We start from the raw sequence: 15,736 nt of genomic DNA, 5'->3' as shown, positions 1-15,736 counted from the left end.
AGCGGGGCTGACCGACCGGATACCCAGTCAACCAACATAGTAGTGCACGGGCAACTGCTCGCCTCAGACGTGTATCTGCGCACGATATTCATGAGCTGACAGGTATGTCAGCGCTTATCAGGTAGCATTAACAGCAGTATTAACGTGTGAAGCAGCTCCGTAGATAGGGCGGGACACAGACGAATAGGGGAGACCATTCATGGCAGACGAACGACACGATCGATCGAACGACTTCCGCTCACGAGGCGAGCGTTCATGGAGGGGCTCTTCAGACCGCCGAGGCTTCGGCCGTCGAGATGAGCAGGGAGGCCGGCGCTCTTCCGATGGCTACCACTCACGCAATCGTCGCTTCGATGACGGCGAATCACGGCGAGACGGTGGTTTTCAGCGTGACGGTGGTTTCCGACGCGACGGTGAGTCACGACGCGGAAGCGGACAATGGCAGCAGCGCGACAATGACCGTGATTTCAAGCGCGGCAGCTTCAACCGCTCAGACAGTGACCGCGACCGTCATGGCGAGGGGCGCGGCTTGAGAGAACGTGACGATCGTCGCGGCGGACGTTCTGACCGTTTCGACCGCGATGGCAGAAAGCGCTTCAACAGACGAGGTGACGGTAAAGGCAGGAATTGGTCAGACCGAGGCGATCGGAATGACCGTCATGACCACTCCGAACGTGGCAGCCGTTTCGACCGAAACGATCGTGGAGACCGCAGGCGCGATGATCGCTCCCGTTCACGTCACGACCGAGGAAACAATCAGCGCGGCGATGCCAACTACGCGAGCACCGAAGAATACGTGTCACCTCATGGTGATGAGCCGACAATTCCAGCCGGCGTATCAGCCAGTGAACTCGACTCTGAAGCCCTGCGTTCACTCAAGACGCTATCGGGAGCTAACCATGACATCGTGGCACGCCACCTCGTCATGGCCGGTCAACTCATTGATCTGGATCCCGAGCAGGCCTACGAGCATGCCCGCGCCGCAGCCAAGCGAGCCGGTCGTGTCGATACAGTACGCGAAGCAGCCGCATTGACTGCCTACGCATCGGGACGCTATGAAGAAGCATTGCGTGAGGTGCGAGCCGTGCGACGCATGCGTGGAGACCAGTCTCTGCGCGCCGTGGAAGCGGACTGTGAACGCGGACTGGGCCATCCAGAACGAGCAGTTGACATTATTGACAAGACCGACACCGCCGCTCTTGACCTGGGTGAACAGGTCGAACTCGTCCTCGTTTCGTCTGGTGCGCGTGCGGATCTAGGACAAAACGAAGTCGGCCTGGTGCTGGTCGAGGATGCGCTGGCAGCCTTGCCTGAAGATGCCGACACCGAATATGTGCGCCGCCTAATGAGCGTCAAAGCCGATCGTCTGCGCGAACTGGGGCGCGACGAAGAAGCCACTCAAGTCGAAGAATCGATGCCGCCAGAAATCGAAGATCCCGACATCGTGGACATCGAAATGATTGCTGATGCGGATGTCACCAAGCGTGGCAGCACGTTGCACGGAACCGACGAACCACTGTCCAGTCTCTTTGACACAGCGTTGCTTGACCTGGACGGCGTGGCATGGATGGGGTCAGACCCCATTGAGCATGCGGCCCCGTCCGTCGTCGCCGCGCGTGAGAACGGCATCAAGACGGTGTTCGTGACCAATAATGCCTCACGTCCGCCTCAGGCAGTCGCTGAAAAGCTGAATTCGATGGGATTCGAAGCGGACGAATCCATGATCATGACATCCGCGATGGACGTGGCGGCTATTATGAGCGACGAGCTCGATGACGGCGCCAAGGTCTTTATGGTTGGTGGTCCCGGACTGCGCGAAGCTCTCGAAAAAGCTGGATTCACCCTCGTTGAACGTGCAAGTGACCAGCCAGATGCAGTCGTCATGGGACTGGACCGAACTGTCGGCTGGGAACAGATGTCGCAGGCTGCCTACGCGATTCAGGCCGGCGCCCGATTCTTTGCCTCCAATATGGACTCCACACTGCCGACAGAAGAAGGCTTTGCCCTCGGAAACGGCTCTCTGGTGACCGCCGTAGAACATGCCACCAAACAGCGTGCAACCGCGGCAGGTAAGCCGACGCCCGGAATCTACCAACGCGGTGCGAACCTGGTCGAAGCACACAATCCACTGAGCGTGGGAGACCGACTCGAAACCGATATTGCCGGCGCTGTCTCAGCTGGCTACCCTGCCCTTCACGTGCTTACCGGTGTCCATCAGGCAGCAGATGTGATTCGGGCACGAAAGGGTCAGCGACCCACCTACCTCGCCCTTGACATGCGAGGGTTGAACGAGGCTCATCCTCATCCCAAACATCACAAGGACAACACGTGGACCTGTGGGTACTCCCAGGTAGCATCGGTGACCAAGTGGGGCACGCTGCGCCTGGACGGTATCGAGTTGACTGAACCGACCACGGTCACCCTGGATTCGTATCGTGCGCTGGCAGCCGCAGCGTGGGCTGTCGAATCAGATGAGCCCGTGCGGTGCCCGGAATTGACGGTTGTGCCCAACGACGATCCGGCAGGGATTGTGACCCCGCCTGAACCTCAGGACGAACCGGAAGACGAAGCGGAAAATCCCGAGGTCTCAGACGCCATTGACGCGGAATTGGCTGAAGATACGCGCCCGGATTCCGAAGTCGAAGAGGAAGCCCTCAGCACAGACAATCCGATCCCGGCGTTCCTTCCTGATGAAGAAGAACTCGAAGCTCTGCTGCGCGAGGGCGCAGATGACGAGACCGGCGTGAAGACCGCTGAAAGCGAGGATGACGCTGCCGCAGCGGACAGCGTGCAGGACGTGTCGCAGGACAGTGCCAGTGAGTGAGAACGACCCCGTGACACCGCGCCCTCATGATCCGCATGATCGTGAGGACGCGGTCACAATTCCCAACGCAGAAGTCGAACTCGACGGATTGAACGAGGCAAGCGCACAGATTCAGGTACGCACGCTGGCAGGATTCGATGCGCAGCTTCGTGCTGCCCTCGAGCACGTGAGCCGCTGAGATGAAACTCAGGAGAATCGACTCCGAACTGGTGCGCCGCCATTTGGCACGCTCACGCACCCACGCTCAGGAACTTATCCACGACGGGCGCGTCAAACTCGACGGGCAGGTGGTGCTCAAGCCGGCTCGACAAATGGATCCTGCACAGGCAATCGTCATTACCGAGGGGGACGCCGTCGACTACGCTTCACGCGGTGCCTACAAACTTGCCGGCGCGCTGGACGCCCTCGGAAAATCAGCACCGCGCATACAGGGGCGACGGTGTCTGGATGCGGGAGCATCGACGGGCGGGTTTACTGACGTCCTGTTGCGGCGAGGCGCACAGCAGGTGATCGCTGTTGACGTGGGATATGGGCAGCTTGCCTGGAAGCTGCAGTCGGACCCTCGCGTCGAGGTGCGTGATCGCACCAATATTCGCACGCTCACGCCCGCTGATATCACGCCACCCGTTGACCTGGTGGTGTCCGACTTATCGTTCATTTCACTGACACTGGTGATCCCGCCGCTGATTTCCGTGGCAACACCCGACGCGGACTACCTGCTGATGGTCAAGCCTCAATTTGAGATCGGCAAAGACAGGCTCGGCCACGGAGGCGTGGTGCGTGACCCCGATCAGCACGTGGAAACGGTGGAAAAAGTCGCGCAATGTGCGCGTAGCAATGGGTTGGATATCTACGCCGTTCAGGCTTCACCGTTGCCGGGTCCTGCCGGTAATGTCGAGTATTTCCTGGCGATGCGCTCAGGTCATCCGGATGCGATCTTGGAGCAAAACCTGCACAATCGGATTGTCAGAGCAGTACAGGAAGGGCCGGCAGTGAAGGGAAGGAAACATTCGTGATTCAGCGCGTCATGCTGGTGCGCCACATCAACCGCCCAGAAGCACAGGCAGCCGCCCAGGCAGCAGCACGTGAACTTTCGGTACGCGACATTGACGTGGTGCCTGAAGGAGACTGCACCGGCGATATCGACCTGGTGCTGGCCACAGGAGGCGACGGCACGATTCTTGCCGCAGCAGAATACGCCCGGAAATTCGACGCACCGTTGCTCGGCATCAACATGGGGCACATGGGCTTCCTTGCGGAAGTGTCTGCGGACGGCATCCTGTCAGTTGTTGACATGATTGCAGATGGGCGTTACACCATGGACACGCGCATGACGCTCGACATCCATGCGCACTTCCCCGATGGCACCGAATGGCACGACTGGGCGCTGAACGAAGCAGTCGTCATGCACACGGACGTGGCGCACCCGGTCCACTTGGGATTCGGAGTGGACGGACAGGCTGTATCCACCTACGGGGCGGACGGCATCATCTTCTCCACACCCACCGGCTCAACTGCATATTCGTTCTCTGCTGGCGGGCCAGTGGTATGGCCCGACACGGAGGCAATCATCATGGCTCCGCTGGCCGCGCATGGCCTGTTCACGCGGCCACTTGTTGTCAGCCCTTCGTCAGTGCTCAGCGTCAATATCCTCGAAGATGCGTGGAGTGCGCCAGAAGTGTGGTGCGACGGTCTGCGTCAGCGCACCGTCCCCAGCGGAACAACCATCACTGCCACACGAGGATGTCGCCCCGTCCACCTGCTGCGCCTCGATGACACTCCATTTTCTACGCGACTGGTCAAACGATTCCAGCTGCCTGTGGATGGTTGGAGGAAACGCCCATCCGAGCGTTAATCTGTCACGTGAGAGCTGGAGAGGCGAGAGGAGGCCAACGTGATCGATGCGCTCCGCATAAAGTCCCTGGGCGTCATTGACGAAGCCGACGTGCAATTTTCACCTGGCCTGACTGTCGTCACCGGTGAAACCGGAGCCGGTAAGACGATGGTGTTGACCTCACTGTCACTTTTGCTCGGCACTCGGGCCGATTCTCAGACCGTGCGTCAGGGGTGTGAGCAGGCCGAAGTAGACGGCATTTTCGAAGTCGATGACATGGTTGCCGCACGCGCCCAGGAGCTTGGAGCCAGCGTCGAAGACGGTGAGCTCATCGTGTCCAGAACGGTTAGTACCAAGGGTCGATCACGCGCCCACCTTGCAGGACGCCCCATCCCGGTATCCATTCTTGCTGATATTGGCGATAGTCTCGTCACGATTCACGGCCAGGCCGACCAGATGCGTCTACGTCAGACATCCGTCCAGCGCGCCACTCTCGATGAGACAGGCGACGATCAGCACCAGGAGCTTCTCCGCGACTACGCGCAAGCCTGGAAAGCAGCAGTCAATGCGAAAAAACGCCTGGACATGGCGCGCTCGCACGCCGACGAACGTGCGACACGCATTGAGGAACTGACCCGCATCACTGACCAGATCCGCCAGCTGGACCCGTATCCGGGTGAAGACGACGATCTGCGCACTCAGACTGAAAGACTGACCAACGTTGAGGATCTGCGCGCCCAGGTGGCTCTGGCCTACGCATGTCTGCGCGGTGAATCTGACGAGACCCACCTGATCGATCTGCTGCACCGCGTCCAGGCTGCATTCGCAGATGCCTCGCGTTTTGATTCCACGCTCGATTCGTTCGCCCAGCGTGCCCACACTCTGCGTCTTGATGCCGACTCGCTGGCAGATGATGCCGAGGCCTACCTGTCCACACTGAACGCCGACCCGGAGCGTCTTAACGCGTTGCACCAACGGCGCGCCGACCTGAATCGCCTGCTGCAGGGGCGGGCCGCAGATGCCACTCAGCTGCTTGAATGGGAAGCTCAGGCGCGCGCTGAACTTGAAGAACTGACAGATCCGGATGTCAACGAAGACTCCCTCGCCGCTGAACTTGCGCAGGCTCAGCAGCGCGTACTGGAACTAGGGGAGCGCCTGAGCACCTCCCGCCGGCACCTCGCAGACGAACTCAGCGAGCACGTCGATGCCGAGCTGGCAGCACTGGCGATGAAAGGGGCACACCTGAACGTCGAACTGATGCACCGTAAACCCAACTCCACGGGGTGTGAAGACATCACATTCATGCTGCAGCCTCATCCTGACGCGCCCGCCCGGCCAGTGTCTCGCGGAGCATCAGGTGGCGAGCTTTCACGCGTCATGCTGGCACTGGAAGTGGCGCTCTCGCATCGTGCGACGCCCCGCACCTTCGTCTTTGACGAGGTTGACGCCGGAATCGGTGGGCGCACAGCCACAGAGGTGGGCGCGCGACTGGCACGGCTGGCACGCGTACACCAGGTGATCGTGGTCACCCACCTGGCTCAGGTGGCAGCCTATGGAGACACCCACCTGGTAGTGCACAAAGAGGGTGGAACTGCGCGTGTGACATGCGTTGACGGGGAAGAACGCATCGACGAGATCGTGCGAATGACCGGCTCGCCGACCACCTCAGAAACGGCACGCCGTCACGCGAAAGAATTGATTCTGGCCGCAACCGTGCCACAATCGCCCTGTGAGTGACAATGAGACAGGTATGCCACCATCGCAGGCTCCCAGCGATGCGGATGTGAGGGCACGGATTCGCATCGACGAGAATCCCGTGCGGCTCGCCCGGCGCCTCGAAGCCGGTGAAATTGCGGTTATCGACAGGCCTGACCTGGACCGGGCCACCGCCCGACTGCTCATTGACGCACAACCCACAGCAATTTTGAACGCGTCAGCGTCCTCTACCGGCCGCTACCCGAACCTCGGTCCAGCCCTCGTCCTCAAAGCAGGCATTTTGTTGCTCGATGACCTGGGTTCTGACATTATGACCCTGCGTGAGGGAGACACCATCACGATCAGCGGCACAGAGGTGACGCAAGATGGTCGACTGATCGCATCCGGCCACGTGATGACTGACGAGGACGACCTGCGCGCACGCGAGGAAGCACGCCTGGGTCTGAGCACTCAGATCGAAGCGTTCGATGAATTCACAGATGACTATTTTGAGCGCGAATCTGACCTGCTCTACCACGAAAAAGGTATTCCGACCCTGCGCACCAAGATGCAGGGTCGCCCGGTTCTCCTGGTGAATAAGGCTGAAGATTCTGTCAAGGAACTCAAAGGGCTGCGTCGCTGGATTCGCGATACCAACCCCATCCTGGTCGGCGTTGACGGGGGAGCGGACCTGCTGCTTCGCGAACGCATGAAGCCCCACATCATCGTGGCCGACATGGATGCGGTCTCAGAAAAGGCGTTGGGATGCGGGGCTGAACTAGTGGTGCGGGAGAACCGTGACGGCACCGCTCCAGGACGCGAACGCCTCAACCGACAGGGACGCTCCTACGAAGTAATGACCGCATCTGGGACCAGTGAGGATGCAGCGATCATTCTGGCTGCCACGCAACGTGCCTCCGTGATCGCCACGATCGGTATTCACCTGACACTCCAGGATTTCCTCGATCGCGGACGCGCCGGAATGGCGTCAACCTTCTTCACGCGTCTCAAGGCAGGCGACGCGCTTATCTCATCGCGTGCCATTCGCGAAACCTACCGTCCACGCATTTCAGCGTTCTGGCTGATCGTATTCATTATCGTCGCCGTCCTGCTGGCCGGTGCGGCACTGTGGTCCACACCGTGGGGGCAGGGTGCTATGGAAGTCGTAGCCCATTGGGTCGCAAGCTGGTGGCCCTTCAGCGCAGGGAGCAGTTAAAAGAGGTCATCATGGTTAATTTTCGCTATCACCTAGTCTCCATCATCGCGATCTTCATCGCGCTGTGCGTGGGCGTGATCCTCGGTGCCGGCCCCCTGCAGGTACGGCTCGATGACGCACTGAGCTCATCGCGCGCACAGGCGCAGCGAACCGCTCAGGAACAACTCGAAGAAGCCGAACACAGCCTCAAGCTGTCAGAAGCAGCCGTTGCGCAAATGGGCGACGAGATTGTGCCGGGAACCCTCGAAGGACGCAATATTGGTCTGCTGAAAATGGCGGCCACCGATCCTGCTGATATCGAGCAACTCAAGACTATGCTGAGCAAAGCCGGTGCAACAGTTGTCAGCGTCGCAACACTGACAGACAACTGGGATTCTCAGTCCATGACCGAGTATCGCAATACGCTGGCCACGCCAGTTGAGACCAACCTCGCCGGTGACGTTCCGGCAGATCTGACCAGTGACGGAGTGATCGGGCAGGCCATCGTGACTATTATGACCTCCTCTGGCGCCAACCAGGATCTGCTCCGTGACATCCTGACCGATGATTCGCGTCCCATTGTCACCTTCGATGAATCCGAGGGCGGTCAGGCTGACACCCTGATTCTGGTCGGGCCACGCACGATGAAGGCTGGAATGGCAACCGCGCAGGACGCCCAGAGCGGCACAGGAGGCCCGGCCTCTTCGAGCGCATGGGTCGGAATGGCTCGCGCATTGGCAAGTGCGCCCAATCCCGGCGTGATCGTGGGTGATGCCGGTGATGCGGACGCGATGATTGCCCAGCTGCGTGCACAGAACGCTCCAATCACCACCGTTGATTCCGTAGGAACAGCGATCGCCACGCTGGCAACAGTTCTCGCACTTCCGAGCGCCCAGGCTCAGCCACGCGCACTGGGCGGCGAGGACAGCGCCACCAGCGTGTTCCCAGATCTTCAGCTCTCAGGCCGGCAAGCGGCTCCACCCGCGCCACACAACGAACCGGCAGACGGAGCCCAGTCACAAAGCGGAGGAGAGTAACACCGTGACGGCACACGAAGATGAACAGATGCCCATCGCTGATCGCAGCGGAAGCGCACCCGTCGCCAGTCACGACATCGTATGGCGCGGCAAAGTCTTTGACATGGCTGAAGACGAGGTTATCCTTGACGACTCTCACTCAGTGATTCGCCAGTACCTGTCGCATCCAGGCGCAGTCGGCATCGTCGCATTGCGCGGTGAGGACGGTAATGAGGAAGTACTGCTGGAATACCAGTACCGCCATCCAGTAGGCGCGCACCTGTGGGAGATACCGGCCGGCCTTCTCGATATCGAGGGTGAAGACCCCCTGACAGCGGCCAAACGCGAACTTGCTGAAGAAACGGATCAGAAGGCCGAGCGCTGGGATGTCCTCGTCGATTACTTCACCTCACCTGGAGGATCCGAAGAATCTCTGCGGATCTTCCTTGCCCGCGATGTTTCTCCGACTGGCACCACCTTCGAGCGTGAGGATGAGGAAGCGGCGATGGTGACCCGCTGGGTCAACCTGGATGAAGCTGTTCGCCTCGTTGCTGCGGGAAATCTGCATAACCCTTCAGCCTGCGTGGGAATCCTCGCCACCTTCGCTGCGCGCGCCCACGGGTGGCAGACCCTGCGTGCCAGCGACGCGCCGTGGATGCGTTCTGCGCGTCAGAACTGACTGCTCCAGACTCGAATCCTCCTTATAGCGTGCAAGTGATCTCAATCGCCGTAATTTAGAAAGCATCGTGTTGCTAAAAGCCGTACACTGGTGGGGTAGTTACTGACGGCGATAAGGAGGACAGTCATGGGAGAGCCGACTGAAATCGGCACCCGCGAGCAGGTGCTCGACCTAATCGTCGAAAAAGGTCCCGTGACCGCTACGGTCATCGCGAAGATCCTGGATCTGACCACGGCGGCGGTCAGACGGCACATCACCATTTTGCAGGACGCTGGAGAAATCGTTCAGTATCAGGACTACTCGACTGAAAAGCGTGGACGAGGGCGACCAGCGCGTCACTACGTGGCAACCGAGCGAGCACACGACAGGCTCCCAGAGGGATACTCCGAGTTGGCTGTCAAGGCTCTGGGCTACCTGGGACAGGTCGGAGGTGGCCCGGCCATTGACTCATTTGCCGCTGCCCGCTCACGCGAAATCGAACGTCGATACGCGCCGATCGTGCGTGAAGCAGGGAACGACCCGAAAGTGCGCGCACAGGCTCTGGCTGACGCGCTCACCCAGGACGGTTACGCAGCGACAGTGCGCGACATTGGCGATGGCACCTTCGCAATCCAGCTATGTCAGGGTCACTGCCCGATCCAGCAGGTAGCCGATGACTTCCCACAATTGTGCGAAGCGGAAACCCAAGCCTTTGCGCGTCTGCTGGACGTGCATGTTCAACGTTTGGCCACCTTGGCCGGAGGGGAGCACGTATGCACCACGCATATTCCCGTGGGTGCCCCCACAATCCGGCGCTCTGCGTTGGCGGCTCTCAGGCGATAGCGTGAGTGCTTTTGACACAGCGGCAAAGTCACGATCTTGACGCCAGTCAAGTCACTGAGGAAAGGACAATATGAGCCAGTCACCGCCAATCGTTTCATCTGAGGATAAGCGCAGAAGTGATGAAGCGATTATCGAATCCATCGGTGCATACGAATTCGGATGGCACGACAAGGACGACTACTCACATGATGTTCCCAAAGGCATCAACGAGCAGGTGGTGCGCCACATTTCGGCCGAAAAGAATGAACCCGAATGGATGTTGGAGCGCCGACTGAAAGCTCTGGAGATCTTCGAGCGCAAACCCATGCCGGCATGGGGTCCCGACCTGTCCGACATCGACTTCGGTGACTTCAAGTACTACGTGCGTCCCACCGACCGTCAGGTTAAAGACTGGAACGACCTGCCCGAAGACATTCGTCAGACCTATGACCGCCTGGGCATTCCCGAAGCGGAAAAACAGCGTCTGGTCGCAGGCGTGGCCGCGCAGTACGAATCTGAAGTTGTTTACCAGCAGATTCAGTCTGATCTGGAGAAGCAAGGCGTCGTCTTCATGGACACCGACACCGGCCTGCGTGAATACCCCGAGATCTTCAAGGAATACTTCGGGCACTCGGTACCTTCAGGTGACAACAAGTTCGCAGCACTCAACACGGCAGCATGGTCGGGTGGCTCATTCGTGTACGTGCCACCGGGCGTCCACGTTGAGATCCCTCTGCAGGCCTACTTCCGCATCAACACCGAAGCGATGGGCCAGTTTGAGCGCACGCTGATCGTAGCGGACGAAGGTTCCTACGTTCACTACGTCGAGGGCTGCACGGCCCCGATTTACGACTCCAACTCGCTGCACGCCGCAGTCGTGGAAATCTTCGTGCGCAAGGATGCCCGCGTGCGATACACGACCATCCAGAACTGGTCGACCAACGTGCTCAACCTGGTGACTCAGCGTGCCATCGTTGACGAGGGTGGAACGATGGAGTGGATCGATGGCAACATGGGCTCCGCGATCACGATGAAGTACCCCGCGTGCTTCCTCATGGGTGACCACGCCCGAGGCGAAACACTGTCAATCGGTTTTGCCGGCCCCGGCCAGAACCAGGACACGGGTGCGAAGATGGTGCACATGGCGCCGCACACGTCCTCGTCCATTGTCTCCAAATCAGTGTCACGAGGGGGTGGGCGCACCTCGTATCGAGGCCTCGTGCAGGTCAATGCGCGTGCGCGCCACTCCAAGTCGAATGTTCTGTGCGACGCGCTGCTGGTCGATAAGATCTCCCGCACCGACACATACCCGTATGTGGATGTGCGCACCGACGACGTGGAAATGGGGCACGAGGCCACCGTTTCGAAAGTGTCAGAAGATCAGCTGTTCTACCTGATGAGTCGCGGCTTGGATGAAAACGACGCTATGGCCATGATTGTGCGCGGATTCGTCGAGCCTATTGCGAAGGAACTCCCCATGGAGTACGCACTCGAACTGAACCGCCTCATCGAACTACAAATGGAAGGATCGGTGGGCTGAGTTGGCTCAAGACCATCGCGAAGATCACGTCAGCCCACACCCATCGCGCGCAGATCGGCCGACGTCGTTCAACCTCGAGGATATTCCCGTGCCCAAAGGCAAGGAAGAAGACTGGCGATTCACCCCGATGCGCCGCATCTCGATGTTGTTCGACCCGGCCAACTACGATACCGAGGACGCTCCGCTGACTGTGGAAGCTCCCGAAGGCGTCTGCGTTGAAACCGTCTCGCGAGACGATTCACGCGTGGGCACCGTGCTGGCTCCTGGTGACAGGACCGCGGTAGTTGAATGGAATACGTTCCATGATGCTCAGGTCGTGTCCGTTCCAGCCGGACAACGCATCGATGATCCAATTCTTATTACGGTGGATACGGCCTCTGACCAACGCAGCCAGCACCTGGTCGTCGACGCTGGCGCACACAGCGAATCCACAGTGATCCTCAACCACACGGACAGCGCCGACGCGCGAATCAACCAGGGCATTGAGATCACTACCGGTGAGAACGCCTCGTTAACGTTCGTGTCCCTGCAGGAATGGGACGACAGTGTTGTACACGCGTCGAACCACCGCATCCGCATTGGCAAGAACGCGAAAGTGCGTCACATCGTGGTCACACTGGGTGGCGATACGGTTCGCCTGTGCGCCGATACCGACTTTGAAGGGCCGGGCGCTGAACTGACTATGCTGGGCGTGTACTTCGTGGACGGAGGACAACACCTGGAACACCGTGTGTTCGTGGACCACTCAGCACCCAACTGCTACTCACGCGTGACGTATAAAGGCGCCCTGCAGGGTAAGGATGCGCACTCGGTGTGGATTGGTGACTGCCTCATCCAGGAACCTGCTGACGGAACAGACACCTATGAGCTGAACCGTAACCTCATTTTGACCGAAGGCGCTCATGCTGATTCAGTTCCCAACCTTGAGATTGAAAACGGTGAGATCGCCGGAGCAGGACATGCATCAGCGACAGGACGCTTTGACGATGAACAATTGTTCTACCTGATGAGCCGCGGAATCACCGAGGAAGATGCCCGTCGCCTCGTGGTGCGAGGATTCTTCGCGGAACTGATTGACCAGATCGGTGTTCCGGCCATTGAAAAGCATCTGATGGAATCGGTTGAAAGAGAACTTGAAGTTACGGGACGCTGAGCCGCCCTCGAATGTAAGAGAAAGAACGCGACATGTCGACTTTGGAAATTCAGAACCTTCACGTCAACGTAGAAACACCTGAGGGCACGAAACAGATCCTCAAAGGTGTCGACCTCACCATCGAATCTGGCGAGATCCACGCCATCATGGGACCGAACGGATCAGGCAAATCCACACTCGCCTACGCGCTGGCCGGTCATCCAGCCTACGAGGTGACCGAAGGCGCCGCCTACCTCGATGGTCACAACATTGTGGACATGACCGTTGATGAGCGCGCCCGCAGCGGCCTGTTCCTGGCGATGCAGTACCCCGTGGCAGTGGCGGGCGTGTCAGTGTCGAACTTCCTGCGCTCCGCCAAGACCGCGATCGACGGGAAGGCGCCGAGTATCCGGACCTGGGTCAAGGACATGAACGCCGCGATGGAGAAATTGCGCATCGAACCGGCTTTCGCTGAGCGTGACGTCAACGTGGGCTTCTCCGGTGGTGAAAAGAAGCGCCTCGAGATTTTGCAGATGGAGATGCTGCGCCCCTCGTTCGCCATTCTTGACGAGACTGACTCCGGCCTTGACGTGGATGCGCTGAGGATCGTCTCCGAGGGTGTCAACCGGGTCCACGAGTCCACGAACTGCGGGATCATGCTGATCACGCACTACACGCGAATCCTGCGTTACATTCAACCCAGCCATGTCCACGTGTTTGTTGACGGTCACGTTGCCGCTCAAGGCGGCCCGGAACTGGCTGAACAACTGGAAGAAACAGGGTACGACTCATACCTTCAGTAAGCAGTAGGAGCAGATTGTGAGTGAGACGATCGGCGCGTTCACCGTCGATGAGATTCGTCAGGACTTCCCGTACCTGACGCGGCGCGGTAGGGCGGGTGGCCCCATCGCCTACTTTGACGCGTCAGCCACATCTCAAAAACCCTCGTGCGTCATAGACGCGGTTACTGACTTTTACCGGCACCACAACGGTGCCGTGCATCGCGGTACCCACGTGCTGTCAGATGACTCAACGCAACTGTACGAGGACGCGCGCGCCACCGTCGCACGCTTCATCAAAGCGCGGCCGGACGAAGTGGTGTGGACGAAGAACGCCACTGAAGCACTCAACATCGTCGCCTACGCGATGACGAACGGGTCAGCTGGTGACTCGACAGGCCACGATGTCCGCTTCAGCCTGCAGGCAGGGGACCGGGTCGTGATCTCACGCGCCGAACACCACTCGAACCTGGTGCCGTGGCAGCTGGCCTGCCAGCGCAGCGGAGCCGAGCTCAAGTGGCTCGATCTGGATCCCGAGGGACGAATCGACCTCGATACACTGGACGTCATCACGCCGAACACGAAGGTCGTCGCCGTCACACACGCATCCAACGTGACCGGAGCGATCACTCCGATTGAGCCGATCATCCAGGCAGCCCATAACGTCGGCGCACTGGTGGTTCTGGATACATGCCAGTCATCTGCGCACCTTCCAATTGACGTGACAACACTGGGCGCAGACTTCATTGCTCTGTCATCACACAAGATGTGTGGGCCGACTGGAATTGGTGCATTGTGGTCACGTCGCGACCTGCTTGAAGCGATGCCACCAGTGCTGACGGGCGGCTCAACGGTCGCATCTGTCACGATGGATTCCACTGAGTTCCTGCCTGCACCTGACTGCTTCGAAGCCGGATCGCAACCAGTGGCACAGGCGGTCGGGTGGGCACGCGCACTGGAGTACATATCCACCATTGGAATGGATGCCATTGCCAGGCGCGAAGAGGAACTGGCCACACTGATGCTGGAAGGATTGTCCGACATCGAAGGCGTGAAGATCCTGGGACCGACATCCACGCACGACCGTCTGGCAGTCGTCGCCTGGACGATGGACGGAGTCCACCCACATGATGTGGGCCAGTTCCTTGACTCACGTGACGTTGCGGTGCGAGTAGGACACCACTGCGCCATCCCGTTGCACCAGTTTTTCGGCGAGCGTGCATCGACACGGGCGACGGCAACAGTGACCACGACACGCGCCGAGATCGATCAGCTGATCGACGCAGTGAGCGCAACAGCAGGATTTTTCACAGGAGCATAATGAGCAGTCTTGAACAGATGTATCAGCAAGTGATCCTGGATCACTCGCGCGAACGCCGAGGCAGCGGCACGGTGGACAACATCCAGGCATCCTCACACCAGGTCAACCCCACATGCGGTGACGAGGTGACCCTGGGCATCAGAGTCGACGATGCCGGAAAAATTGAACACCTGGTGTGGGACGGGGATGGCTGCTCCATTTCGCAGGCCAGCCTGTCGATGCTCTCCGACATGGTCGAAGGCCAACCGACTGACACGGTGCGCGACCTGTACGCCGATATGGAAACCATGATGCATTCGCGCGGTCAGGGTGTGGACGATGCAGTCCTGGACGCGCTGGGGGATGCCGTGGCCTTTGAAGGAACCAGCCAGTTCCCGAACAGAATCAAGTGCGCACTGCTGGGATGGTACGCCCTTCGTGACGCGCTGGCACAAGTTGGTATCGACATAGCAGGAGACGACCATGAGTGACACGCCTTATGCGCCCGAAGGTGCGCAGTCAGCAAACCCGATGGCTCAGACGGAACCTGTCGAACAGCGCTTTGCCCCCGCACCACAGCAACAACTGCCCACCGGCGTTGACTACGTGGAAAACGGCACAGTTCCCGCCGCAGACGTGGAAGAAGCACTCAAGGACGTCATCGACCCCGAGCTGGGAATCAACATCGTTGACCTGGGCCTGCTCTACGGCATCACGGTCAGTGAAGATGACAGTATCCAGCTGGATATGACGCTGACATCTGCTGCATGCCCACTGACCGACGTGATCGAACAGCAGGCGCAGATGGTGCTGCAGACGTTCACGGATCTGGTGATGGTCAACTGGGTGTGGATGCCCGCTTGGGGGCCAGAACGCATTACCCCTGATGGGCGTGATCAACTCCGTGCCCTGGGATTCAACGTCTGAGCATCGGCAGTTTT

Annotated in this window: 15 protein-coding genes; all 15 read left to right on the top strand. The window is 59.5% G+C overall.

All coding sequences use genetic code 11. The features are described from left to right. Positions 1-199 precede the first annotated feature (199 nt). Complete coding sequence (locus tag HMPREF2975_RS09760; RefSeq protein WP_070727367.1) at positions 200-2,824, top strand: HAD-IIA family hydrolase; 2,625 nt, start codon at positions 200-202, stop codon at positions 2,822-2,824. Then, complete coding sequence (locus tag HMPREF2975_RS09755) at positions 2,817-3,002, top strand: hypothetical protein (RefSeq protein WP_070727364.1); 186 nt, start codon at positions 2,817-2,819, stop codon at positions 3,000-3,002. Before HMPREF2975_RS09760 ends, HMPREF2975_RS09755 begins: the two co-directional genes overlap by 8 nt. Before the next feature lies 1 nt (position 3,003). Next, positions 3,004-3,840 (top strand): TlyA family RNA methyltransferase, encoded by an 837-nt coding sequence (locus tag HMPREF2975_RS09750; protein ID WP_070727363.1) that lies wholly within the window; start codon positions 3,004-3,006, stop codon positions 3,838-3,840. Beyond that, positions 3,840-4,679 (top strand): NAD kinase, encoded by an 840-nt coding sequence (locus HMPREF2975_RS09745; protein ID WP_058236919.1) that lies wholly within the window; start codon positions 3,840-3,842, stop codon positions 4,677-4,679. Before HMPREF2975_RS09750 ends, HMPREF2975_RS09745 begins: the two co-directional genes overlap by 1 nt. 39 nt (positions 4,680-4,718) lie before the next feature. Continuing rightward, positions 4,719-6,395 (top strand): DNA repair protein RecN, encoded by a 1,677-nt coding sequence (gene recN / locus HMPREF2975_RS09740; protein WP_058236822.1) that lies wholly within the window; start codon positions 4,719-4,721, stop codon positions 6,393-6,395. A gap of 13 nt (positions 6,396-6,408) precedes the next feature. Then, the gene (steA, locus tag HMPREF2975_RS09735) at positions 6,409-7,569 is read left to right on the top strand and encodes a putative cytokinetic ring protein SteA (RefSeq protein ID WP_070727361.1); all 1,161 of its coding nucleotides are present in this window, start codon (positions 6,409-6,411) and stop codon (positions 7,567-7,569) included. A gap of 11 nt (positions 7,570-7,580) precedes the next feature. Beyond that, complete coding sequence (locus HMPREF2975_RS09730; protein WP_070727358.1) at positions 7,581-8,585, top strand: copper transporter; 1,005 nt, start codon at positions 7,581-7,583, stop codon at positions 8,583-8,585. Between the two features lie 28 nt (positions 8,586-8,613). Then, entirely contained in the window at positions 8,614-9,243 is a 630-nt protein-coding gene (locus tag HMPREF2975_RS09725; RefSeq protein ID WP_058236918.1) for an NUDIX domain-containing protein, read from the top strand. 126 nt (positions 9,244-9,369) lie between these two features. Next, positions 9,370-10,065, top strand: coding sequence for a helix-turn-helix transcriptional regulator (locus HMPREF2975_RS09720; RefSeq protein ID WP_070727355.1), 696 nt, complete (start codon positions 9,370-9,372; stop codon positions 10,063-10,065). Positions 10,066-10,135: 70 nt separating this feature from the next. Then, positions 10,136-11,584: a Fe-S cluster assembly protein SufB gene (sufB, locus tag HMPREF2975_RS09715; protein WP_070727353.1), complete on the top strand. Its 1,449-nt coding sequence runs from the start codon at positions 10,136-10,138 to the stop codon at positions 11,582-11,584. Position 11,585: 1 nt separating this feature from the next. Beyond that, complete coding sequence (gene sufD / locus HMPREF2975_RS09710; protein WP_070727351.1) at positions 11,586-12,737, top strand: Fe-S cluster assembly protein SufD; 1,152 nt, start codon at positions 11,586-11,588, stop codon at positions 12,735-12,737. A gap of 32 nt (positions 12,738-12,769) precedes the next feature. Beyond that, entirely contained in the window at positions 12,770-13,519 is a 750-nt protein-coding gene (sufC, locus tag HMPREF2975_RS09705) for a Fe-S cluster assembly ATPase SufC (protein WP_070727349.1), read from the top strand. A 16-nt stretch (positions 13,520-13,535) separates the two neighbouring features. Then, complete coding sequence (locus tag HMPREF2975_RS09700) at positions 13,536-14,816, top strand: aminotransferase class V-fold PLP-dependent enzyme (RefSeq protein WP_070727345.1); 1,281 nt, start codon at positions 13,536-13,538, stop codon at positions 14,814-14,816. After that, complete coding sequence (gene sufU / locus HMPREF2975_RS09695) at positions 14,816-15,286, top strand: Fe-S cluster assembly sulfur transfer protein SufU (protein WP_070727343.1); 471 nt, start codon at positions 14,816-14,818, stop codon at positions 15,284-15,286. The genes HMPREF2975_RS09700 and sufU overlap by 1 nt, the downstream gene beginning before the upstream one ends. Beyond that, positions 15,279-15,722, top strand: a complete 444-nt coding sequence (locus HMPREF2975_RS09690; protein ID WP_227469361.1) for a metal-sulfur cluster assembly factor — start codon at positions 15,279-15,281, stop codon at positions 15,720-15,722. Before sufU ends, HMPREF2975_RS09690 begins: the two co-directional genes overlap by 8 nt. The last annotated feature ends 14 nt before the right edge of the window (positions 15,723-15,736 follow it).

The sequence above is a fragment of the Actinomyces sp. HMSC065F12 genome (assembly GCF_001814535.1).
GTDB lineage: Bacteria > Actinomycetota > Actinomycetes > Actinomycetales > Actinomycetaceae > Pauljensenia > Pauljensenia radingae_A.
The sequence above is the reverse complement of the archived record's forward strand: the minus strand, read 5'-3'. Positions and strand labels throughout refer to the sequence as shown.